The sequence below is a fragment of the Novosphingobium sp. JCM 18896 genome, assembly GCF_025938095.1.
Classification (GTDB): Bacteria; Pseudomonadota; Alphaproteobacteria; order Sphingomonadales; family Sphingomonadaceae; genus Novosphingobium.
Window position 1 is genome coordinate 72,795 of sequence record NZ_JAPCZF010000006.1, and the last position, 20,391, is coordinate 93,185.

Annotated in this window: 20 protein-coding genes; 11 read left to right on the forward strand and 9 right to left on the reverse strand. The window is 67.3% G+C overall.

The window, feature by feature from the left end:
* Positions 1–5: 5 nt before the first annotated feature.
* From OLX23_RS20200 to OLX23_RS20210, 3 genes are read right to left on the reverse strand one after another with little or no spacing between them, the layout of a single operon-like run.
* The gene (locus OLX23_RS20200; RefSeq protein ID WP_264446927.1) at positions 6–401 is read right to left on the reverse strand and encodes a VOC family protein; all 396 of its coding nucleotides are present in this window, start codon (positions 399–401) and stop codon (positions 6–8) included.
* Positions 402–425: 24 nt separating this feature from the next.
* On the reverse strand, positions 426–1,280 hold the full coding sequence (purU, locus tag OLX23_RS20205) for a formyltetrahydrofolate deformylase (RefSeq protein WP_264446928.1): 855 nt from the start codon (positions 1,278–1,280) through the stop codon (positions 426–428).
* On the reverse strand, positions 1,280–2,269 hold the full coding sequence (locus OLX23_RS20210) for an NAD(P)H-dependent flavin oxidoreductase (protein WP_264447085.1): 990 nt from the start codon (positions 2,267–2,269) through the stop codon (positions 1,280–1,282). Before OLX23_RS20210 ends, purU begins: the two co-directional genes overlap by 1 nt.
* 198 nt (positions 2,270–2,467) lie before the next feature.
* On the opposite strand from OLX23_RS20210, the gene OLX23_RS20215 reads away from it, so the two are divergent.
* Positions 2,468–3,982, forward strand: a complete 1,515-nt coding sequence (locus OLX23_RS20215; RefSeq protein ID WP_264446929.1) for a catalase — start codon at positions 2,468–2,470, stop codon at positions 3,980–3,982.
* Positions 3,983–4,122: 140 nt separating this feature from the next.
* Here the strand turns inward: OLX23_RS20215 and OLX23_RS20220 are convergent, their stop codons facing one another.
* Complete coding sequence (locus tag OLX23_RS20220; protein WP_264446930.1) at positions 4,123–4,863, reverse strand: Coq4 family protein; 741 nt, start codon at positions 4,861–4,863, stop codon at positions 4,123–4,125.
* 72 nt (positions 4,864–4,935) lie between these two features.
* Here OLX23_RS20220 and OLX23_RS20225 point away from each other — a divergent pair, with 72 nt between their 5' ends.
* Positions 4,936–5,502: a TetR/AcrR family transcriptional regulator gene (locus tag OLX23_RS20225; RefSeq protein ID WP_264446931.1), complete on the forward strand. Its 567-nt coding sequence runs from the start codon at positions 4,936–4,938 to the stop codon at positions 5,500–5,502.
* A gap of 47 nt (positions 5,503–5,549) precedes the next feature.
* Here the strand turns inward: OLX23_RS20225 and OLX23_RS20230 are convergent, their stop codons facing one another.
* The gene (locus OLX23_RS20230) at positions 5,550–5,954 is read right to left on the reverse strand and encodes a GxxExxY protein (protein ID WP_264446933.1); all 405 of its coding nucleotides are present in this window, start codon (positions 5,952–5,954) and stop codon (positions 5,550–5,552) included.
* A gap of 71 nt (positions 5,955–6,025) precedes the next feature.
* On the reverse strand, positions 6,026–7,282 hold the full coding sequence (locus tag OLX23_RS20235; RefSeq protein WP_413629922.1) for an aspartate kinase: 1,257 nt from the start codon (positions 7,280–7,282) through the stop codon (positions 6,026–6,028).
* 79 nt (positions 7,283–7,361) lie between these two features.
* Between OLX23_RS20235 and ubiG the strand changes: the two genes are divergently transcribed.
* Both ubiG and OLX23_RS20245 read left to right on the forward strand, forming a co-directional pair.
* Positions 7,362–8,084 (forward strand): bifunctional 2-polyprenyl-6-hydroxyphenol methylase/3-demethylubiquinol 3-O-methyltransferase UbiG, encoded by a 723-nt coding sequence (ubiG, locus tag OLX23_RS20240; RefSeq protein WP_264446934.1) that lies wholly within the window; start codon positions 7,362–7,364, stop codon positions 8,082–8,084.
* 237 nt (positions 8,085–8,321) lie between these two features.
* Complete coding sequence (locus OLX23_RS20245) at positions 8,322–9,182, forward strand: hypothetical protein (RefSeq protein ID WP_264446935.1); 861 nt, start codon at positions 8,322–8,324, stop codon at positions 9,180–9,182.
* A 13-nt stretch (positions 9,183–9,195) separates the two neighbouring features.
* On the opposite strand, the gene OLX23_RS20250 is transcribed toward OLX23_RS20245, so the two are convergent.
* The 3 genes from OLX23_RS20250 to OLX23_RS20260 all read right to left on the reverse strand — a co-directional run bounded on the left by OLX23_RS20250 (position 9,196) and on the right by OLX23_RS20260 (position 10,554).
* The gene (locus OLX23_RS20250; protein WP_264446936.1) at positions 9,196–10,083 is read right to left on the reverse strand and encodes a TauD/TfdA dioxygenase family protein; all 888 of its coding nucleotides are present in this window, start codon (positions 10,081–10,083) and stop codon (positions 9,196–9,198) included.
* Between the two features lie 76 nt (positions 10,084–10,159).
* Complete coding sequence (locus OLX23_RS20255) at positions 10,160–10,363, reverse strand: hypothetical protein (RefSeq protein ID WP_264446938.1); 204 nt, start codon at positions 10,361–10,363, stop codon at positions 10,160–10,162.
* On the reverse strand, positions 10,363–10,554 hold the full coding sequence (locus OLX23_RS20260; RefSeq protein ID WP_264446939.1) for a DUF4169 family protein: 192 nt from the start codon (positions 10,552–10,554) through the stop codon (positions 10,363–10,365). Before OLX23_RS20260 ends, OLX23_RS20255 begins: the two co-directional genes overlap by 1 nt.
* A gap of 203 nt (positions 10,555–10,757) precedes the next feature.
* On the opposite strand from OLX23_RS20260, the gene OLX23_RS20265 reads away from it, so the two are divergent.
* The 7 genes from OLX23_RS20265 to OLX23_RS20295 all read left to right on the forward strand — a co-directional run bounded on the left by OLX23_RS20265 (position 10,758) and on the right by OLX23_RS20295 (position 20,387).
* On the forward strand, positions 10,758–13,325 hold the full coding sequence (locus OLX23_RS20265) for an HWE histidine kinase domain-containing protein (protein ID WP_264446940.1): 2,568 nt from the start codon (positions 10,758–10,760) through the stop codon (positions 13,323–13,325).
* A 9-nt stretch (positions 13,326–13,334) separates the two neighbouring features.
* Positions 13,335–13,856: a biliverdin-producing heme oxygenase gene (locus OLX23_RS20270; RefSeq protein ID WP_264446941.1), complete on the forward strand. Its 522-nt coding sequence runs from the start codon at positions 13,335–13,337 to the stop codon at positions 13,854–13,856.
* 47 nt (positions 13,857–13,903) lie between these two features.
* Positions 13,904–14,929 carry a biotin synthase BioB gene (gene bioB, locus OLX23_RS20275; protein WP_264446942.1) on the forward strand — a complete coding sequence of 342 codons (1,026 nt, stop codon included), beginning with the start codon at positions 13,904–13,906 and terminating at the stop codon, positions 14,927–14,929.
* A 10-nt stretch (positions 14,930–14,939) separates the two neighbouring features.
* The gene (locus OLX23_RS20280) at positions 14,940–16,067 is read left to right on the forward strand and encodes an 8-amino-7-oxononanoate synthase (RefSeq protein ID WP_264446943.1); all 1,128 of its coding nucleotides are present in this window, start codon (positions 14,940–14,942) and stop codon (positions 16,065–16,067) included.
* Positions 16,064–16,681: a dethiobiotin synthase gene (gene bioD / locus OLX23_RS20285; protein ID WP_264446945.1), complete on the forward strand. Its 618-nt coding sequence runs from the start codon at positions 16,064–16,066 to the stop codon at positions 16,679–16,681. The genes OLX23_RS20280 and bioD overlap by 4 nt, the downstream gene beginning before the upstream one ends.
* Positions 16,678–17,937, forward strand: a complete 1,260-nt coding sequence (locus OLX23_RS20290; RefSeq protein WP_264446946.1) for an adenosylmethionine--8-amino-7-oxononanoate transaminase — start codon at positions 16,678–16,680, stop codon at positions 17,935–17,937. Before bioD ends, OLX23_RS20290 begins: the two co-directional genes overlap by 4 nt.
* A 104-nt stretch (positions 17,938–18,041) precedes the next feature.
* Positions 18,042–20,387, forward strand: a complete 2,346-nt coding sequence (locus OLX23_RS20295) for a tetratricopeptide repeat protein (RefSeq protein ID WP_264446947.1) — start codon at positions 18,042–18,044, stop codon at positions 20,385–20,387.
* The last annotated feature ends 4 nt before the right edge of the window (positions 20,388–20,391 follow it).

The following is a 20,391-nucleotide window of genomic DNA, read 5'->3' on the forward strand; positions in this document are numbered from 1 at the left end:
GCGGGTCAGTCTCCGGCGAAATTCAGCTCGAGCATCACGTTGTTGGGATCGCGGACGAAGACCTGGCGCAGGTCGCCGTACTTGCGGTCGTTAACCCGATGCTCGACGCCGAGCGCTTCGCAGCGCGCCACGGTGCCGGCGAAGTCCTCGCAGGCCAGCGCGACGTGGTCGATCGAGCCGGTGGCCGAACCGCGATCGAGATCGGCATGACGATCGTCGTTCCAGCCCATCAGGTGGATGATCGGCTTGCCGCTCGTATCGTGGAGCCAGGCACCCTTGAACCCCATGGCCGTACCAGGGGTTTCGCCGCGGCGCAGGTCCAGCAGATCGCCATAGAACCGCGCGGTCGCGTCGAGGTCCTCGGCGATGATGTTGACGTGATCGAGGCCCTTGACCGACATTGTTTCTCTCCCCGGCGGTTCCGTCTAGCTGCGGAACACCACCGTCTTGCTGCCGTTGAGCAGCACCCGGTCCTCCAGGTGCAGCCGCACGGCTTCGGCCAGCACCCGCCGCTCGATGTCGCGCCCCTTGCGGACCAGGTCCTCGGGGGAATCGGCGTGGGTGATCGCCTCGACATCCTGATGGATGATCGGGCCTTCGTCGAGATCGCCCGTGACGTAGTGCGCGGTCGCGCCGATCATCTTCACGCCGCGCGCATGCGCCTGGTGGTAGGGCTTGGCGCCCTTGAAGCCGGGCAGGAACGAGTGGTGGATGTTGATGCAGCGGCCCGAGAGCCAGGCCGCCATCTCGTCCGAGAGGATCTGCATGTAGCGCGCGAGCACGATCAGTTCGGCGCCGGTATCCTTGACGATGTCGCGGATGGCGGCTTCCTGCTCGGGCTTCGTGTCCTTGGTGATCGGCAGGTAGTGGAACGGGATGTCGCCGATCGTCGCGTGGTCGAGCACTTCGCGCGGATGGTTGCAGACGATGCCGACGACCTCCATCGGCATCTCGCCGATGCGACGGCGATAGAGCAGGTCGGCCAGGCAGTGGTCGAACTTCGAGACCAGCAGCAGCACCTTGCGCGGCTTCTCGCGGCTGCGCAGGTTCCAGCGCATGCCGTATTCGGCGGCGAGGTCGGCGAAGCCCGCGCGCAGCGCCTCGGGATCGGCCGGGCCTGGCTCGAAGGCGACGCGCAGGAAGAAGTCACCGCCTTCCGGATCGCCGAACTGCTGCGCCTCGACGACGTTGCCGCCCTTGTCGAACAGGTAGGAGGTGACGCGCGCGGTAATGCCGGGCTTGTCGCGGCACGACAGCGTCAGGACCTGGATCTCGCTCATCAGGCGGCCTTGCGGCGGGCCAGCGCCTGCTCGCATTCGGCCAGCAGGGTGGCGATGATCTCGGCCACGGGCTCTTCCTTGGTGACCATGCCCACCGATTGCCCGGCCATGATCGAGCCGCGCTCGACGTCACCGTCGATCACCGCGCGGCGGAGCGCGCCGGCCCAGAAGTGCTCGATCTCGAGCTGGGCGGCGTTCATGTCGACCGAGCCTTCGTCGAGCATCCGCGCAACCGCGATCTGCTTGGCGGTGAACTCCTCGCTGCCCTTGTTCTTGAGCGCGCGGACGGGGATCACCGGCAGACGCGGATCGACCTGAACCGAAGCCACCGCATCGCGCGCCGAGGCGCGGAAGAAGGCCTTCTTGAAATCGGGATGGGCAATCGACTCGGTCGCGCAGGCGAAGCGCGTGCCGAGCTGCGCGCCGCAGGCGCCCATCTCGAGATAGCCGGCCATCGCCTCGCCGCGAGCGATACCGCCGGCGACGAAGACGAGATTGTCCTGCGCGAGTTCGGGCAGGATCTCCTGCGCGAGCACCGAGGTCGAGACCGGGCCGATGTGACCGCCGGCCTCGCTGCCCTCGATCACCAGCGCGTCGGCGCCCGAGCGCAGCAGCTTCTTGCCGAGCGCCAAGGTCGGCGCGAAGCAGATCACCTTGGCGCCCGATGCCTTGATCGCCTCGACCGAGCCCTTGGGCGGAATGCCACCGGCGAGGACGACATGACCGACCGCGTGCTTGGCGCAGACCGCGATCAGATCGAACAGCATCGGGTGCATCGTGATCAGGTTGACGCCGAAAGGCTTGCCCGTGAGCGCCTTGGTCGCCGCGATCTCGGTGTCGAGCAGTTCGGGGGTCATCGCGCCGCAGGCGATCACGCCGAAGCCGCCGGCATTGCTGATCGCCGCCACGAGATTGCGCTCGGACACCCACGACATCGCGCCGCAGAGGATGGCCCACTCGCTCCCGAGGAACTCGGTTCCACGCGCCATCAACGACTTGGTCTTGCTGTTCACCCTGCCTCCATGGCGCATTCTTGTGTTGCCGGGCCTATAGGCTTGGCCAGCGCGTCGCGCCAGACCCTCGCTCTTGATCGCATTTGCCGATCACAAGTTTCGGATTAATCGGTTTCGTCGCGGAACCTGCTGGCGGTAAAACGCTTCCTACCGAAAACGACTGGAGGAAAGGCGATGTCCCAGGACCCGATCAACCGCGGCAAGTGCCCGGTCACCCATCTGACCACGGCGTTCGGCGCGCCGGTCGTCGACAACCAGAACTCGCTGACCGCCGGCCCGCGCGGACCGCTGCTGATGCAGGACGTCTGGCTGATCGAGAAGCTGGCCAACCTCAACCGCGAGATCATCCCCGAGCGGCGCATGCACGCCAAGGGCTCGGGCGCCTTCGGTACCTTCACGGTGACGAACGACATCACGAAGTACACCCGCGCCAAGATCTTCAGCGAAGTCGGCAAGCAGACCGAGATGTTCGCCCGCTTCACCACGGTGGCGGGCGAGCGCGGCGCGGCCGATGCCGAGCGCGACATCCGCGGCTTCGCGCTGAAGTTCTACACCGAGGAAGGCAACTGGGACATGGTCGGCAACAATACGCCGGTCTTCTTCCTGCGCGATCCGCGCAAGTTCCCCGACCTCAACAAGGCGGTAAAGCGCGACCCGCGCACCAACATGCGCAGCGCCACCAACAACTGGGACTTCTGGACGCTGCTGCCCGAGGCGCTGCACCAGGTGACGATCGTCATGTCCGATCGCGGCATCCCCAAGTCTTACCGCCACATGCACGGCTTCGGCAGCCACACCTATTCGTTCTACAACGAGGCCGGCGAACGCTTCTGGGTGAAGTTCCACTTCAAGACCCAGCAGGGCATCGAGAACCTGACCGACGACGAGGCCGCCAAGGTCGTCGCCGGTGACCGCGAGAGCAACCAGCGCGATCTCTACGAAGCGATCGAGCGCGGCGATTTCCCCAAGTGGAAGATGTTCATCCAGGTCATGCCCGAGAAGGACGCGGAGACCTATCCGGTCCACCCGTTCGACCTGACCAAGGTCTGGTACAAGTCCGACTATCCGCTGATCGAGGTCGGCGAGTTCGAGCTCAATCGCAATTCGGAGAACTTCTTCCTCGACGTGGAGCAGAGCGCCTTCGCGCCGTCGAACCTGGTGCCCGGCATCGGTGTCTCGCCCGACAAGATGCTGCAGTCGCGGCTGTTCGCCTATTCGGATGCGCAGCGCTATCGCCTGGGGGTCAACCACCACCAGATCCCGGTCAACGCGCCGCGCTGCCCGGCCTTCAGCAACCACCGCGACGGTCAGGGCCGGGTCGATGCCAATTACGGCAGCCTGCCGCACTATCAGCCGAATAGCTTCGGCCAGTGGGTCGATCAGCCCGACTTCCGCGAGCCGCCGCTGCAGATCGACGGCAACGCCGATTTCTGGAACTTCCGCGAGGATGACGACGACTATTTCACCCAGCCGCGCAAGCTGTTCCAACTGATGAGCCCGGCGCAGCAGCAGGCACTGTTCGCCAATACGGCCGCAGCGATGGGTGATGCGCCCGACTTCATCAAGCAGCGGCACATCGACAACTGCACCCGCTGCGATCCGGGCTATGGCGCGGGTGTCGCCAAGGCGCTGGGCATGAGCGTGAAGTCGCCCGACCAGTTGCCGGCTCAGCCCGAACTGGCCGACTGACCGCGCACCGACGGTTAAGACCTGGCCGTTTGATCCCCGACCGGCCGAGGTCAGCCCCGCTTCCCGTACCCCCTACCGGAGGCGGGGCAACTCTTGTGGCTTGTGATGCTCCCCTGCGAAGGGAGGATCTATGCCTAAGCTCAAGCCGCTACGGCGACCGGGCCGATCGTGCGCGGCACGCCGTCGAGCGCGAAGTAGCGCTCGGGCCGCACTAGCCGCAGCCGCTTGCGCGCGGCGCCGAGCGGTTCGCACAGCAGCGCCTCGTAGTCCTCGCCGAGCAGCCACTTGGCGCGCTTGCCCAGGCGATAGCCCTCCCAAATCGCCGCCACGGCCGCACGCCCCTGCGGGTGGCGCAGGCTGGTGAGCGCCGCCCCCAGCCCGATCGCCGCCCAGCCGAGCCCCTTGGTCTGCGCGTAGGAGAAACCGACGAGGCAGGCCTCGCCCAGCGGATCGTCGGCGCGGTAGCCGGTGAGGACGTGCCAGATGTCGTGGACGTCGCGCGTGCGCCGGCCGAACCACTCGTAGGGATGCGGAGCCTCGAACGGCTCCTCGGATTGACTGACCATGGCCAGTCCCTGCGCCGAAAAGCCGGAGCGCTGGAGAAACGCCGCATAGGCCGCACCGACCGAACCCTCCGGAAAGCGCGCGACATAGGCCGGATCGGACAGGTGCTCGGCCAGTTCGACACGATCGTAGGCCATGCGCCCGCCCTCGGCGGTCTGCAGCAGCCGATCGTAACCGGCCTTGGCCGTATCGACGTTGAGCGCGCGCATGATGCGGAAGACCTGCGCGGTATCGTCGGGATCGGCCATCAGCGCCTTCACCGAGGTGAAGGCCGTCTTCCAGTCGCGCTTGAACGAGAGCTGCACCGTGTCGGTCATGAACTCGACTCCAATCTGATAATCTATATTTTCAAATTGTCAGATAGAGTCGGCTGTGTCAAGACAGGTGCCATGGGGATCGCCAAGGACCGCCTCTACGGGGGGCAGAGCCAGGAAGCGCGCGTGGCCGAGCGGCGCGAGAAGCTGATGCAGGCGGCGGCCAAGCTTTATGGCCAGGCGGGCACGACCGGGGTCTCGGTCACCGCGATCTGCGCCGAGGCCGGGCTGACCCCGCGCTATTTCTACGAGAGCTTCGCCAGCCGCGAGGAACTGCTGCTCGCGGTGTTCCGCGAGGTCTGCGACCATCTGATCGCCGACGTCACCGCCGCGATCGACGCGCGCGCGCCGGCCGACAGCGCGCTGAGCGCGTTCTTCCAGCTCCTGGCCGATCATCCCGACCTGGCGCGCGTCTTCCTGGTCGAGACCGACCACCACGACCCGGAGATGCTCAAGGTCGGCCGGGCCATGCTCGCACGCCTCGCCGCGCTGATCGCGCCCGAGGTGACGCTACCCCTCGCCCAGGTCGGCGCGATGGGCGCAGTGCTGCGCATCGCGCGCTTCTGGATCGAAGGCGACTATGCCGAACCGGTGGCGGAGATCAGTGCCTTAGCGCGAAGGTTCGTGGAGGCGGCGCGGTAGTAGGAAGAACTATCTCACACAAAGGCACGAAGGCACAAAGGAGAGGTTCAACTCCGCGGAGCGAAGTAGTCGTTGCCTATCCGCCGTATGCCATCCTTGAAGAGTTCCTGGCCGAAATTCATCAGCAGGCCGAGTGGTAGATTCATCAGGCGAAGATAAGTGAGAACCTGCTTCCCGTGAACCCCGGCAATCCGCTCGATCGACTTCAGTTCGATCAGCAAACGCCCTTCGACAAGCAAATCAGCGCGAAAGGCGTTGTCGACGACAACACCCTTGAAACTGATCGGGACGGGCAATTGCCTCTCAACATCCAGACCTGCTTCACGCAGATATTCGGCAAGCAGGACTTCATATACGGATTCGAGCAGACCTGGCCCGAGATCACGATGCAATCGGAAGCCGCAATCTACGGCAGTGCGGGCAATCGCTTCAAGATCGTCCGCACACGCCATCTTTGCGCCTTTGTGCCTTTGTGTGAGACCGACTTTCCTTAGATGGTCTCACAGCACAAAGCCAAAGATCTTTACTCGCCGTCGAGGCCGTAGGCGGTGTGCAGCACGCGTACCGCGAGTTCGGTCTCGTCCTCGTCGATCAGCACCGAGACCTTGATCTCGCTGGTCGAGATCGCCTGGATGTTGATGCCGCGGTCGGCCAGGGCGCTGAACATGGTCGAGGCGACACCGGCATGGCTGCGCATGCCGACGCCGACGACGCTGATCTTCGCGACCTTGCTGTCCGAGATCATGCGGAAGTAGCCGATCTTGTCCTTCTGCCCTTCGAGCAGAGCTTCGGCGCGCGGCAGGTCGGCCAGCGGCACGGTGAAGGTGACGTCGGTCTCGCCCTTGTCCTTGGCGATGTTCTGGATGATCATGTCGACGTTGATGTTGGCGTCGGCGAGCGGCGCGAAGATGCCCGCGACCGCACCCGGCTTGTCGGCGACGCGGGTCAGCGTGACCTTGGCCTCGTTCTTGTCCGCGGCGATGCCGGTGATGAGCTGGCGTTCCATGTCCGATCCTTCCAATTCCTCGTCACCGACGATCATCGTGCCCGGCAGCGTATCGGCCGCCGGCGCATCCTCGTCGATGAAGCTCGACAAAACCTGCACGCGCACGCCTTCCTTCATGGCGAGGCTGACCGAACGCGTCTGCAGCACCTTCGAGCCGACCGAAGCGAGCTCGAGCATTTCCTCGTAGGTGACGTTCTTGAGCTTGCGCGCCTTGGCGACGATGCGCGGGTCGGTGGTGTAGACCCCGTCGACGTCGGTGTAGATGTCGCAGCGATCGGCCTTGATCGCCGCCGCCACGGCCACGGCCGAAGTATCCGAACCGCCGCGGCCCAGCGTGGTGACGCGGTTGTCGTCGGTGCGGCCCTGGAAGCCCGGGATCACCGCGATCTCGCCCGCCGCCATCGAGGCCAGCATCTCGGGGCAGTCGATCGTGCCGATGCGCGCCTTGGCGTGGGCATCGTCGGTCTGGATCGGCAGCTGCCAGCCCAGCCACGAGCGCGCCTTGCAGCCCATCGCCTGCAGGGTCAGCGCCAGCAGGCCCGCGGTGACCTGCTCGCCCGAAGCGACGACGACGTCGTACTCGGCGGGATCGTAGAGCGGGTTCGCCTCGCGGCAGAAGTTGACCAGGCGGTCGGTCTCGCCAGCCATGGCCGAAACGACCACGGCGACCTCGTGCCCGGCCGCCTGCTGGCGGCGCACGATGCCGGCGACACGGCGGATGCGCTCGGTGCCGGCCATCGAGGTGCCGCCGAATTTCATCACGATCCGAGCCACGGACTACGCTCCCGTCTTAAACCAACCAAAACTTGAGCGGGGCCTAGGCCCCGGGCGGGCGCCCTGTTAGGGACGCGGCATGGCGAATGCAACCATAAGACCCGAAGAGGCCGCGCATTTCGGCAAGCTGGCCGCCGAGTGGTGGAATCCCAAGGGTTCCTCGGCGATGCTGCACAAGCTGAACCCCGTCCGGCTGGGCTTCGTGCGCGAGGCCATCGACGCGCACTGGCGCTGCGATTCGCGCGCGCTCAAGCCCTTGGCTGGCAAGCGTGCGCTCGACGTCGGCTGCGGCGCCGGCCTGCTCTGCGAACCGCTGGCGCGGCTCGGCGGCACGGTGACCGGGGTCGACGCGGCCGAGGAGAACGTGAACGCCGCGCGCGAGCACGCACAAGGCTCGGGCCTAGCGATCGAATACCGCTGGGGCGACGTCGGCCAGCTCGGCCTCACCGACTACGATCTCGTCACCTCGATGGAAGTTATCGAGCACGTCGCCGACAAGGCGGGCTTCGTCGCGGCGCTGGCCACGGCGATGAAGCCCGACGGCTTGATGATCCTCTCCACCCCCAACCGCACCCCGCAGTCGCGGCTCTTGCTGGTCGAGGGTGCCGAACGCCTCGGCGCGATCCCGCGCGGCACGCACCACTGGCAGGACTTCGTCACGCCCGAGGAACTGCAAGACCTGCTCAGCGGCGCGGGCCTGACGATGAGCGCGCCGAAGGGCATCGCCTGGTCGCCGACCAAGGGCCTACATCTGTCGGACAACCTCGCACTCAACTATATCGTGACGGCGACGAGGGCCTGATTGCACTCGCTTGGCTTACATCCGAACCCGCTCGGCCTGAGCTTGTCTAGGGCGTTGGCCGCGCGGTAGCCTCCGCAAATGGCCGGCACGGGTGGACACGCCACGAACGCGAGTGAGGCAACCGCTCATCGCATCAGGCGCAGGACATGGCTGCGCCGTTCGGGGCCCATCATCGCGTCGCTAGGCATCGCCTGGCTGTTCCGTTTCGGGCTTGCCGGATTGAGGCCGGATGCCGCCGTGATCGGGGCAATCGCCGGTGGCGCATGCCTCACCTTGCTCCTGCGCAGCGCGCTTCCCCGCACGCACGCACAAGCCGTCGCGTTTCTGGCCGCCGCCTCGATCCTCGCGCTTGCGATCATGCCGCAGGCCGGCCGCGCGCTCCTGCTCCACGGGTACGGCTGGCTGATCTTCACAATCCCGCTCGCGATCCATGTCCTGTGGGGTGCGGCTCGCGGCGCGGCGCAGGTCAAAGGCACAGCGCTACCGCTGCGCGGACGCATCGAGCGCATGCTCGCCGAGATCGTTCCGGCCCCGCTGGCGCGGCTTGCCGCCGCCGAGCTGACCATGCTGTCCTACGCTTTCCGCTGGACCGGACAGCCCGAGGTACCGCCGGCCGCGATCGGCTTCTCCTACCACCGGCTGGTCGCACCGATGATGTGGGCGTTTCTGTGCCTGGCGATCATCGAGATCTGCATCGTCCATGTCCTGCTCTATGCCTGGAAGCCGGCGGTCGCCTGGATCGTCTTCGTCGTCAGCGATATCGGCTTTCTCTACCTGCTCGGCTTGATCGGCTCGCTCCGGCATCTTCCGGTGCTGCTCTTCGCCGATCATCTGCAGGTGCGCACTGGGATCCTGTTCGATTTCGTGGTGCCGCTGACCGCGATTACCGCCTGTTCCGTCACTTTCGGGGTAGCGCCGGCGCGGCGCGGAACACTCAAGGCCTCGCTGCTTGCCGGCCCCAACGTCATCCTCGAGGTCGCACCGCCGCTTCCGTCACCCAAGCCTTTCGGAAAGGGCGGGCCGGTGACGCGTATCGCTCTCGCACTCGACGATCCGATCGCTTTCGTCGAGGCGGTCCGCTCGCGGATGCCGACCTGACGCGCGAACCGCGTCAGCCGACCTCGAGCAACCTCTCGAAACTCCCTTCGGCTGCGACACGCCCCGGCTTTTCGTGTCCGGCCAAGGTCGTGCGGTGCATGACCCGGCCGGTGTCGGTGTAGGGGACGACCCGGTGCATCAGCCCCTGGTTGTTCCACAGGACCAGATCGCCGACCCGCCATTCGTGGGTATAGACGAAGTCGGGCTGCGCCGCCCACTGCTGCAGCCGCCAGAGCAGCGCGCGGCCATGCGGATTGGGCATGTCCACCACGCCGTCGGCATGGCTGCCGAGCAACAGCGACTTGCGCCCGTCCTCGTGCGTCCAGACCAGCGGATGTTCCATGGCATGGGCAATCGAACGCCAGCGATCGAGCCGTTCCTGCGATGGCACGGCGAAGACCGGGCGGACGCTGGCCTCGACCGTATGGATCACCCGCATGCTTTCGTAGAGCCGCTTGTCCGCATCGGAGAGCCCGTCGTAGGCCGCGTAGAGATTGGCGAACTCGGTCGATCCACCCGCGTCGGACAGGGTTCGCGCCGAAAGCAAGGTCGCCTTGGGCAGCGGCAGGTCCATCGTCGCACCGTCGACGTGCCAGAAGAAAGTGCCGAGCACGTAGTCGGGCTCGTTGTTGACCGATCGGTCGAGCGTGATCTTGTAGACGTCCTTCGCCGAAACGTCGGAGCCGGGCACGCGCTGGTTGTAATTGCCGCGCCCGCCGAGCGCGTCGGTCAGCGCGAGTTGCTCGTCGTCGCTGAGCGCGATCTCGGGGAAGACCAGCACGCCGCGTTCCTCGAGCGCCGCGCGGATCGCCGCAATGACCTCGGGATCGGTCAGCCGGGCCTTGTCGACGGTGACCTTGCCGCCGATCAGCGGCTTGATGGGCTCGATGGCGATGGTCATGGCAGTTCTCTCGTCCCCGCGCGTCTCTTGCTGAACGCTTGCTCAGCATCGCGCGGAAGGCGGAGCAAGTCCAGCCCTAGCCCTCGAGCAGATCGAGATAGGCGACCACATCGTTGTCGGTGGCGATGAACAGGCCTTCCTGCACTTCCTCGGGCTGTTCGGCCGCCACGCGCATCGCTTCGGACAGCGGACCATAGAGCAAGGTCTGCGCGCCGTCGCCCTCGGGCCGCGAGTCGAGGTGATAGAGCCGCACCGTCGCCTGATCGAACGTCGTGCGCATCAATCGTCCTTCCCGTCATCGCCGAGCCTGGCGCCGTCGACCGTGCGCACGAGGCGATCGGCCTCCTGCTTGCGGCGCAGCTTCTCGCCCTTGGTCTCGCCATGGAGGCTGCGGTTGGCCGCCGCCTGGTTCGCCGCCGCATCGCGCTGTTTCGCCTTGCGCGCCTGACGCAGGTTGATGATCTCGGCCATGAGCCCTCCTGCACCGGTTTGCCGGGACAGCGCAACAACCGCTTCGCCGGGCGCGAAATTGCGCAGCAAGGCCAGTGACTTGCCTTAACATTCGCGCTTGCGCACACCGGACCCGCATATGACAAGCCTGTGTTACTGCGGAACCAAACGGTCGCGGAACGGTTTGGCACTGCGCGGAATTTCAATTGGGCAGCGGAAGTTTGATGACGGACGGCGATTTCCAGGTCGATCTGACGAATTGTGATCGCGAGCCGATCCATCTCCTGGGGGCGATCCAGCCCGTCGGGTTCCTGATCGCGCTCAGCACCGACTGGATCATCCAGCGCACCTCGGCGAACGTCGAGGACTATCTCGGCCATCCGCCCGAAACGCTGATCGGCAACCCTCTGTCCGATTTCGTCGACCCGCAGCTGCTGCACGACCTGCGCAACCGCTGCGCCTATCTGGTCAGCTCGGACACGGTCGAGCGCGTGTTCGGCTGTCCGCTACGCGCCGACCATGCACCGTTCGACATCGCCATCCATTTTTCGGGCAAGCAGATCGTCATCGAGGGTGAGCCTGGTTCGAAGAACCCCGGCGACGCCACCGGCACCGTCCGCTGGATGATGGCGCGGCTCGACAGCCAGCCCAATCTCGAGGGCTTCTATCGAGAGGGCGCGCGCCAGATCCGCGCGCTGCTCGGCTACGATCGCGTGATGGTCTACAAGTTCGCGCCCGACGGCCATGGCGAAGTCGTCGCCGAGGCGGCGAAGCCCGGCATCGGCAGCTTCAAAGGCCTGCACTATCCGGCCAGCGACATTCCCAAGCAGGCGCGCGCGCTCTACCTGCGCAACCTGATCCGGATCATTCACGACGTGAATGGCGTGCCCGTGCCGATCGTCCCCGCGCTCAACGAGCACAAGCAGCCGCTCGACCTGTCGCTGTCGGTGCTGCGCTCAGTTTCGCCTATCCACCTCGAATACCTGCGCAACATGGGCGTCGGAGCCTCGCTGTCGATCTCGATCATCGTCGACGACAAGCTGTGGGGGCTGTTCGCCTGCCACCACTACGCGCCGCTATCGCCGACCTTCGAGCGGCGATCGCTGTCCGAGCTGTTCTCGCAGATGTTTTCGCTGCGGCTCGAAAGCCGCGAGCGGCGCGAGCTGGTCGAATACGAGCGACGCGCGCGCGACATCTCGGACCAGTTGCTCGGCGCGGTCGCTTCGGACGAGACCCTGCTCAACGATCCCGACTGGCTCGGCGACATCCTGACCAGCGCGATCCCCGCCGACGGCGTCGGGGTCTGGATCAACGGCGCCTATGCCTTCTCGGGCGTGACCCCGCCGACCGACGACTTCCGCCGCATCATCCGCGCGCTCAACGGCACGGCCGCGGGCAAGGTCTATGCGACCGAGCACATCGGTTCGCTGGTCGACGGGGCCGAGGCCTTTGCCAGGGAGGCCTCGGGCCTGCTGGCGATCCCGATCTCGCGGAGCCCGCGCGACTACGTCGTGCTGTTCCGCTCGGAGATGAAGGAGAAGGTCCGCTGGGCCGGCGATCCGCACAAGCCGATCGAATATGGCCCCAACGGCCCACGCCTGACCCCGCGCGAGAGCTTCGCCGAATGGCAGGAGGAAGTCTCGGGCCGCTCGACGCCGTTCACCCCCTCGCAGATGCGCGTCGCCGAGACCTTGCGCGCGACCTTGATCGAGGTCGTGCTGCGCCTGGCCGACGAGGCCGCGGCCGAGCGGCACCAGGCCAATGCCCGGCAGGAACTGCTGATCGCCGAGCTCAACCACCGCGTGCGCAACATCCTCGGCGTGATCCGCGGCCTGATCCGCCAGTCGCAGCCCGACGAGGACGCGGTGAAGGACTTCGTCAAGGTCGTCGACGGCCGCATCCACGCCCTGGCACGCGCGCACAACCAGATCACCGACGATCACTGGGGCCCCGCCCCGCTCGAGGCACTGATCGAGGCCGAAGCCGCTGCCTTCGCCGCGCACAAGCAGAATTCGATCCTCGCCTCGGGCCCGCCGATCCTGCTCAACCCGCAGGCCTATTCGACCATGGCCCTGGTGATCCACGAACTCGTCACCAATTCGACCAAGTACGGCAGCCTCTCGGGCGACGGCGAAGTGCGGCTAACCTGGGATCGCAACCACACGGGCGACCTCGTCATCGACTGGCACGAGGTGAAGGGGCCGCCGGTGCGCAAGCCGACGCGCAAGGGCTTCGGCACGACGATCATCGACCGTTCGGTGCCCTACGATCTCGGCGGCTCGGCGCAGATCGAATACGATCCTGCGGGCGTCCGCGCGCAGTTCTGCATTCCCAAGCGCCACGTCTCGGAGCGTCCGCTAACGGCCAAGGTCCGCATTCCCCATGCCGAGCGTATCAAGGACGTGCCGATCCAGCCGCACCTGCTCGACGACGTCTCGGTGCTGCTGGTCGAGGACAGCCTGATCATCGCGCTCGACGCCGAGGACATCCTCCAACGCTTCGGCGCGCAGATCGCCACGGCCTCGACCGTCGATGCCGCGCACGATCAGCTCGACGAGATGCGCCCCGACATCGCCATCCTCGACATCAACCTCGGCGACCAGAACAGCTTCGGCATCGCCGACCGGCTCCACGACATGGGCGTGCCGTTCTTCTTCGCCTCGGGCTATGGCGAGCAGGCCAACCTGCCGATGGAGCACCGCGCGCGGACGGTCGTGCAGAAGCCCTACACCACGGGCAACATCATGCGCAGCGTCGAGGATCTGCTCGGCATCCACCCGACGGTGGACTAGGACGCGATCATGCAAGCAAGCCAAACCGATTCCGCCGTCGCCCACCTGCGCGCAGCAACGCGCGTCGATCACGAGCAGGTCGACGCCGCCTATGGCCGCTTCGCGCTGGACACGCGCGACGGCTATCGCGATTTCCTGACCGCCCATGCACGGATCCTGCCGCTGGCCGAGCGGCTGATCGATCCCGGTGCGCTGGTCGAAGGCTGGCACGGCCGCACCCAGGCGTTGCACGACGATCTCGCCGCGCTGGGCGGCGAGGCTCCGCCCGAGCTCGACTTCGCGCTGCCGCCGGGCGCGGCCGCGCGCTGGGGCGCGCTCTACGTGATCGAGGGCTCGCGACTGGGCGGCGCGGTGCTCGCGCGCTCGGTACCCGAGGGCCTGCCCGCTGCCTATCTCGGCGCGCGCCACGGCTCCGGCGGCTGGCGCGATCTGCTGGCGCGGCTCGAAACCGCGATCGGCGACGAATATGCAAAGGCCGAGGCCGGCGCCAAGGCCATGTTCGGCGCCTATCTGGAAGCGGCCCGCCGCTGAACCGGCGCTTGGATTCCTCGACCAAGACGTTTAGTGCAGTGCAGCATATGAATCAGACTCCCGAGGCACTCGCCCAAGCCCGTACCGACTGGACCCGTGACGAGATCGCGGCGCTGTTCGATCTGCCGTTCACCGAACTGGTGTTCCGGGCCGCCGAGGTGCATCGCGCCAACCATGACGCCGGCGCGGTCCAGCTTTCGACCCTGCTCTCGGTCAAGACCGGCGGTTGTCCCGAGGACTGCGGCTACTGCTCGCAGTCGAGCTCGGCCGACAGCGGCGTCAAGGCGACCAAGCTGATGGACGTGCGCCAGGTGCTGCAGTCCGCCGCGCGCGCCAAGGACGCTGGTTCGACCCGCTTCTGCATGGGCGCTGCGTGGCGCAATCCCAAGGATCGCGACATGCCCGCGATCATCGAGATGGTCCACGGCGTGCGCGCGATGGGCATGGAAACCTGCATGACCCTGGGCATGCTGACCGGCAAGCAGGCCGAAATGCTCGCGGCCGCCGGGCTCGACTACTACAATCACAACCTCGACACCGCCCCCGAGAAGTATGGCGACGTGATCACCACGCGCACCTTCGAGGACCGGCTCGAGACGCTCGACAACGTCCGCAAGGCGGGCATGAACGTCTGCTCGGGCGGCATCGTCGGAATGGGCGAGACGCGGCCCGACCGCGTCGGCTTCATCCACGCGCTCGCCACCCTGCCCGAGCATCCGCAGTCGGTGCCGGTCAACGCGCTGGTCCCGGTCAAGGGCACGGTGCTCGGCAACATGCTGGCCGACACCCCGCTGGCCAAGATCGACGAGATCGAGTTCGTCCGCACCGTCGCCGTCGCGCGCATCACCATGCCGCTGTCAATGGTCCGCCTCTCGGCCGGCCGCGAGTCGATGAGCGAATCGACCCAAGCGCTGTGCTTCCTGGCCGGCGCCAACTCGATCTTCACCGGCGACACCCTGCTGACCGCGCCCAATGCCGGCGACGACGCCGACGGCGCCATGTTCGCCAAGCTCGGCCTGCGCCCGATGCAACTCGAGGACCTGCCGGGCTGCGTGCGCGAAGCGGCCGAGTGACCTATACAGAATGACCTATAGCGCGCAGCGTAACGACCTTGCCCGACTTTCCGCCGGCGCGCGCCGCCGCAGGCTGATCCCCGAGGTCGGGGTCGATTTCGCCTCGAACGACTATCTCGGGCTCGGTCGCTCGGGTCTGCTTGCCGAGGCTGCACGCGCAGCGCTCGACCGCGGGGTCTCGGTCGGCTCGGGCGGTTCGCGACTGCTGCGCGGCAATTGCCCTGAGCACGAGGCGCTCGAGGCCGAGGCCTCGGCCTTCTTCGGCAGCGAGTCCGCGTTGTGGTTCGCCACCGGCTATGCCGCCAATTCGGCCCTGCTCTCGACCCTGCCCCAGCGCGGCGACCTCGTCGTCCATGATGAACTGGTCCATGCCTCCGCACACGAGGGCATGAAGCTCGGCCGCGCCGAGACCGTCGCAGTACGCCACAACCAGGTCGACGCCTTCGACCATGCGATCCGCCGCTGGCGCGCCGAAGGCGGCATGGGCACGCCCTGGCTCGCGGTCGAGAGCCTCTATTCGATGGACGGCGACCAAGCCCCGCTCGCCTCTCTGATCGAGGTCGCCGATCGCCACGACGGCGTGCTGCTGATCGACGAAGCCCATGCCACCGGCGTGTTCGGCCGCGACGGCCGCGGGCTTGCCGATACGATCTCGGATCGCGAGAACGTGATCACCCTGCGCACCTGCGGCAAGGCGCTCGGCGCCGAGGGTGCGCTCGTCTGCGGTTCGGCCGTGGTCACCGACTTCCTCGTCAACCGCGGCCGCGGCTTCATCTTCTCGACCGCACCCTCGCCGCTGATGGCCGCCGTCGTGCGCGCCGCGCTGGGCCTCGTGCGCGACCGGCCTGACCTGCGCGAAGCGCTGTGGGCACGCGTGCGCCAGGCCGAGACCTTGCTCGCGCCGCTCGGTGCCGCGGTGGCGGGCTCGCAGATCATCCCGCTGATCGTCGGCCCCGACGACCGCACGATGGAACTCGCCGGCGCGCTCCAGGCCGCGGGCTACGACGTGCGCGGCATCCGCCCGCCGACGGTGCCCAACGGCACCGCGCGGCTGCGCATCTCGATCACCAACAATGCGGCGCTCGCCGACATCGAGGGTCTGGCCGCCGTGCTCGCGGAAGCCACGGCCAAGGCATGAGCCGTTACGTCGTTACCGGGACCGACACCGGCGTCGGCAAGACCCTGGTCGCCGCCGGCCTCGCCGGCCACCTGCGCGCGCGCTACTGGAAGCCGGTCCAGGCCGGGCTCGACGAGGAAAGCGACAGCGAAGCGGTCCACCGGCTGACCGCAGGCCGCGCCGAGGTTCTGCCCGAGACCTGGCGGCTGAACACCCCCTGCTCGCCGCACGAGGCCGCACGGATCGACGGAGTGCGCATCGATCCCGCCGCGCTGGTACTGCCCGAAGGCGACGGCCCGCTGATCGTCGAGGGCGCGGGCGGCGTGCTCGTGCCGGTCAACGACGAGACGCTCTACGCCGATCTCTTCGCGCAATGGGGCCTGCCGGTGATCCTCGTCGCGCGGACCGAGCTCGGCACGATCAACCACAGCCTGCTCTCGCTCGAGGCGCTGCGCAGCCGCGGCGTGGCGGTGGCGGGTATCGTCTTCTCGGGCGAGGAGAACGCAGCCAGCGAGGCGGCGATCGTCGGTTTCGGGAAGTGCCGGCATCTCGGGCGCCTGCCCCGGCTCGATCCCGTGACCCCCGCTGGCCTGGCCGAAGCCGTAGCCGCGCATATCCGCACGGACCTGCTGTGAGCCCCATCTGGCATCCGTTCACCCAGCACGGCCTGCAGGAACCGATCCCGCTAGTCGAACGCGCCGAGGGCGCCGCGCTGCACCTCGCCGACGGGCGCCGGCTGGTCGATGCGATCTCGTCGTGGTGGGTGACGACGCACGGCCACAGCCACCCGCGCATCGCCGCGGCCATCGCCGAGCAGGCCGGCAAGCTCGACCAGGTGATCTTCGCCGGCTGGACCCACGAGCCCGCCGAGAGCCTGGCGCAGGGCCTAATCGCGCTGATGCCCGAGGGGCTCTCGCACGTATTCTTCTCGGACTCGGGATCGACCGCGGTCGAAGTCGCGCTGAAGATGGCGCTGGGTTTCTGGCACAACCAAGGCGTGGCGCGGCACCGCGTGCTCGTGATGGAGCATTCGTACCACGGCGACACGATCGGCGCGATGTCGATCGGCGCGCGCGGTGTGTTCAACCGTGCATACGAGAAGCTGCTGTTCGACGTCGGCACCGTGCCCTTCCCCGCCGCCGGGGCCGAACAGGCGACGCTCGACGCGCTCGACCAGGCCTGCCGCGCGCAGGACGTCGCCGCCTTCATCGTCGAGCCCTTGGTGCTCGGTGCAGGCGGCATGCTGATGTACGGGCCCGAGACCCTGCGCGCGATGCGCGAGATCTGCGCGGGCCATGGCGTGCTGTTCATCGCGGACGAGGTGATGACCGGCTGGGGCCGCACCGGCACGCTGCTGGCCTGCGAACAGGCCGGGATCGTCCCCGACATCGTCTGCCTGGCCAAGGGCATCACCGGCGGTTCGCTGCCGCTGGCCGTGACCCTGGCGAGCCCCGCGGTGTTCGACGCCCACTGGTCGACCGACCCGGCCAAGCAGTTCTTCCACTCGTCAAGCTACACCGCGAACCCGATCGCCTGCGCCGCGGCCAATGCCAACCTGGCGATCTGGCGCGACGAACCGGTGCAGGCGCGGATCGACGCGCTGGTAGGGCGCCAGGCAGCGATGCTGGCCGATCTCGCGCGCCTGCCCAACGTCGCCAATCCACGCCAGGTGGGGACGATCATCGCGCTCGACGTGGTCGACCCGGCCAGCGCGGGCTATCTCTCGCAGGTCGGGCCGCGGCTGCGCGAGAGCTTCCGCCAGGCACCGGTGCTGCTGCGCCCGCTCGGCAATACGGTCTACGTCATGCCGCCCTATTGCGTCGACGAGACCGATCTGGCGGCCGTCGGCAAGGCGATAGGGCAGGCCGTGGAGACGCTGGCTCAGCCATAAGGGAAAACCCCTAGGCTCGTAGTTACCAGACATGATTAATCCTCGTTTACCACGTCCCTTAATTCTTCGGCCTTCCGGCCGTCGCGAAGGGACCAGCGAGCATTATGAGCAGCCTCGAAACCGCGATGATCAAGGCCCGCGGCGCTGAAAAGCGCGGCGATTTCGCCGAAGCCGAGCGCGTCTACGGCTCGATCCTGCAGAAGTTTCCCGGCAACACCCGCGCCCGCAAGGGCATGGACCAGATGTTCAAGAACCGCGCTCTGGCGATGATGCGCGCCGACGCACCGAGCCAGGCCGAGATCGACGCGCTTTCGGCTGCCTACGAGCAGGGTCGGCTCGCCCAGGTCGTGGCCATGGCCGAAGGTCTGCTCGTCCCCTATCCGCGCTCGACGATCGTCCACAACCTGCTCGGCGCTGCTTTCTTGACACTAGGTCAATCGGACCGCGCCGAAGCCGCATTGCGCGAGGCCCATGCCCGCGGCGTGCGCCATCCCGCGATCTGCAACAACCTGGGCATGGCGCTCGCCAATCTCGGTCGTCATGACGAGGCCATCGCCTTCTACGAGGAAGCCGCCGCGCTCGATCCGAGCTATGCGATCGCGCGTAACAACCTGGGCAATGCGCTCAAGGAATGCGGCCGCGACGAAGAGGCGCTGGCCGCCTATCACCAGGCTCTGGCGTTGCGTCACGACTACACCGACGCCAGCAACAACCTCGCCGTGCTGCTCGACAAGCTCGGCCGCGTCGCCGAGGCCGAGACCGCCTACCGGCAGGTCCTCTCGCTGCAGCCCGATCACGCCCCGGCCTGCAACAACCTCGCCAACCTGCTGGTCGGCCGCGGCGACTATGCCGGCGCCCATGCCTTCTATGCCAAGGCACTGGCGATCCGTCCCGACTATCCCGAGGCCCTGCTCAACCTCGGCAACCTGCTCAAGCGCCAGGGTCGCACGAACGAAGCCAGCACCATGTTCGAACGCGCCAAGGCCGCGCGCCCGGGTTATGCCGAAGCTTCGGCAGAACAGGGCAAGGCCGAAGCGCTTGCGGGCCATCTCGACCTTGCGATCGCACTGTTCGACGAAGCCCTCGCCAGCGATCCCGCCCACGCCGGCGCCGAAGCGCACCGGCTGTTCTACCAGCTCCACATGGCCGACTGGTCGCGGCTCGGCGACTGGCCGGCGCTGCGCGATCGCGCCGACACGGCGATCTCGCCCTGGGCCGCGCTGGCCCTCGAGGACGATCCGCAGGCGCAGCTGCGCCGCTCGCGCGGCTGGACCCAGCTGAGCTTCGGGTGCACGAAGGCTCCGCTGCCCCAGCCGCAGCCCGCCGCCGACGGACGCATCCGCGTGGGCTACTTCTCGGCAGACTTCCATGCCCACGCCACCGTCTACCTGATGGCCGGCCTGCTGCGCGAGCACGATCGCAGCAAGTTCGAGATCCACGCCTATTCCTATGGCCCCGTGGTCGACGAGGCGGTGCGCGCGCAGATCAAGGCCTGCACCGACAGCTTCACCGACGTCCAGGACATGGCCGATGCCGAAGTGGTCGCGCTTGCGCGCCAGCACCAGCTCGACGTAGCGGTCGATCTCAAGGGCTATACCCAAGGCGGCCGCACCCAGCTCTTCGCCGAACGCCTCGCGCCCGTCCAGGTCGCCTTCCTCGGCTACCCGGGGACCAGCGGCGCCGACTTCATCGACTATGCCGTGGCCGACCGCACCGTGGTTCCCGCCAGCGAGACCGACAGCTTCAGCGAGGCGCTGATGCTGATGCCCGGCTCCTACCAGTGCAACGACGACCAGCGCGTCATCGCCGACACGGCCGGCACCCGCGCCGACCACGGCCTGCCCGAAACGGGCTTCGTGTTCTGCTGCTTCAACCAGAGCTACAAGATCGGCCCGCGCGAATGGGCCGTGTGGATGCGGCTGCTGAACCAGGTCGAGGGCAGCGTCCTCTGGCTGTTCCAGTCGAACGCCTGGGCCGACGATGCACTGCGCGCCGAAGCCGCCAAGCACGGTGTGGCGCCTGAACGCCTGGTCTTCGCACCCAAGCTGCCGCAGGCCGAGCACCTCGCGCGCCACGCGCACGCCGATCTGTTCCTCGATACCTTCAACTACACCGCACACACCACCGCCTCGGACGCGCTCTGGGCCGGTCTGCCGGTCGTGACCCTCGCCGGCCGCCAGTTCTCGGCGCGCGTCGGCGCCAGCCTGCTAACCGCGGTTGGCCTGCCCGATCTAGTGACCGAGACGATCGAGGACTACGAAGCGCTGATCCTGGCGCTCGCCACCGATCCCGCGCACCTCGCCGAGCTGCGCCAGCGCCTCGCCGCGAACCGCACGACCACGCCGCTGTTCGACAGCGCCGGCTATGCCCGCAATCTCGAGGCCGCCTTCGCCGAGGCGTATCGCCGTCACCAGGCGGGTGAGCGGCCGCACGAGATCGTGATAGACTGAAACC

Excerpts from the sequence above, each read along its gene's own strand:
- OLX23_RS20280 (WP_264446943.1), top strand. The coding sequence starts at position 14,940 with ATGACCTATAGCGCGCAGCGTAACGACCTTGCCCGACTTTCCGCCGGC.
- bioD (WP_264446945.1), top strand. The coding sequence starts at position 16,064 with ATGAGCCGTTACGTCGTTACCGGGACCGACACCGGCGTCGGCAAGACC.
- OLX23_RS20225 (WP_264446931.1), top strand. The coding sequence starts at position 4,936 with ATGGGGATCGCCAAGGACCGCCTCTACGGGGGGCAGAGCCAGGAAGCG.
- OLX23_RS20210 (WP_264447085.1), bottom strand. The coding sequence starts at position 2,269 with ATGGCGCGTGGAACCGAGTTCCTCGGGAGCGAGTGGGCCATCCTCTGC.
- OLX23_RS20265 (WP_264446940.1), top strand. The coding sequence starts at position 10,758 with ATGACGGACGGCGATTTCCAGGTCGATCTGACGAATTGTGATCGCGAG.
- purU (WP_264446928.1), bottom strand. The coding sequence starts at position 1,280 with ATGAGCGAGATCCAGGTCCTGACGCTGTCGTGCCGCGACAAGCCCGGC.
- ubiG (WP_264446934.1), top strand. The coding sequence starts at position 7,362 with ATGGCGAATGCAACCATAAGACCCGAAGAGGCCGCGCATTTCGGCAAG.
- OLX23_RS20270 (WP_264446941.1), top strand. The coding sequence starts at position 13,335 with ATGCAAGCAAGCCAAACCGATTCCGCCGTCGCCCACCTGCGCGCAGCA.
- OLX23_RS20200 (WP_264446927.1), bottom strand. The coding sequence starts at position 401 with ATGTCGGTCAAGGGCCTCGATCACGTCAACATCATCGCCGAGGACCTC.
- OLX23_RS20260 (WP_264446939.1), bottom strand. The coding sequence starts at position 10,554 with ATGGCCGAGATCATCAACCTGCGTCAGGCGCGCAAGGCGAAACAGCGC.
- bioB (WP_264446942.1), top strand. The coding sequence starts at position 13,904 with ATGAATCAGACTCCCGAGGCACTCGCCCAAGCCCGTACCGACTGGACC.
- OLX23_RS20230 (WP_264446933.1), bottom strand. The coding sequence starts at position 5,954 with ATGGCGTGTGCGGACGATCTTGAAGCGATTGCCCGCACTGCCGTAGAT.
- OLX23_RS20215 (WP_264446929.1), top strand. The coding sequence starts at position 2,468 with ATGTCCCAGGACCCGATCAACCGCGGCAAGTGCCCGGTCACCCATCTG.
- OLX23_RS20220 (WP_264446930.1), bottom strand. The coding sequence starts at position 4,863 with ATGACCGACACGGTGCAGCTCTCGTTCAAGCGCGACTGGAAGACGGCC.
- OLX23_RS20255 (WP_264446938.1), bottom strand. The coding sequence starts at position 10,363 with ATGCGCACGACGTTCGATCAGGCGACGGTGCGGCTCTATCACCTCGAC.
- OLX23_RS20250 (WP_264446936.1), bottom strand. The coding sequence starts at position 10,083 with ATGACCATCGCCATCGAGCCCATCAAGCCGCTGATCGGCGGCAAGGTC.
- OLX23_RS20295 (WP_264446947.1), top strand. The coding sequence starts at position 18,042 with ATGAGCAGCCTCGAAACCGCGATGATCAAGGCCCGCGGCGCTGAAAAG.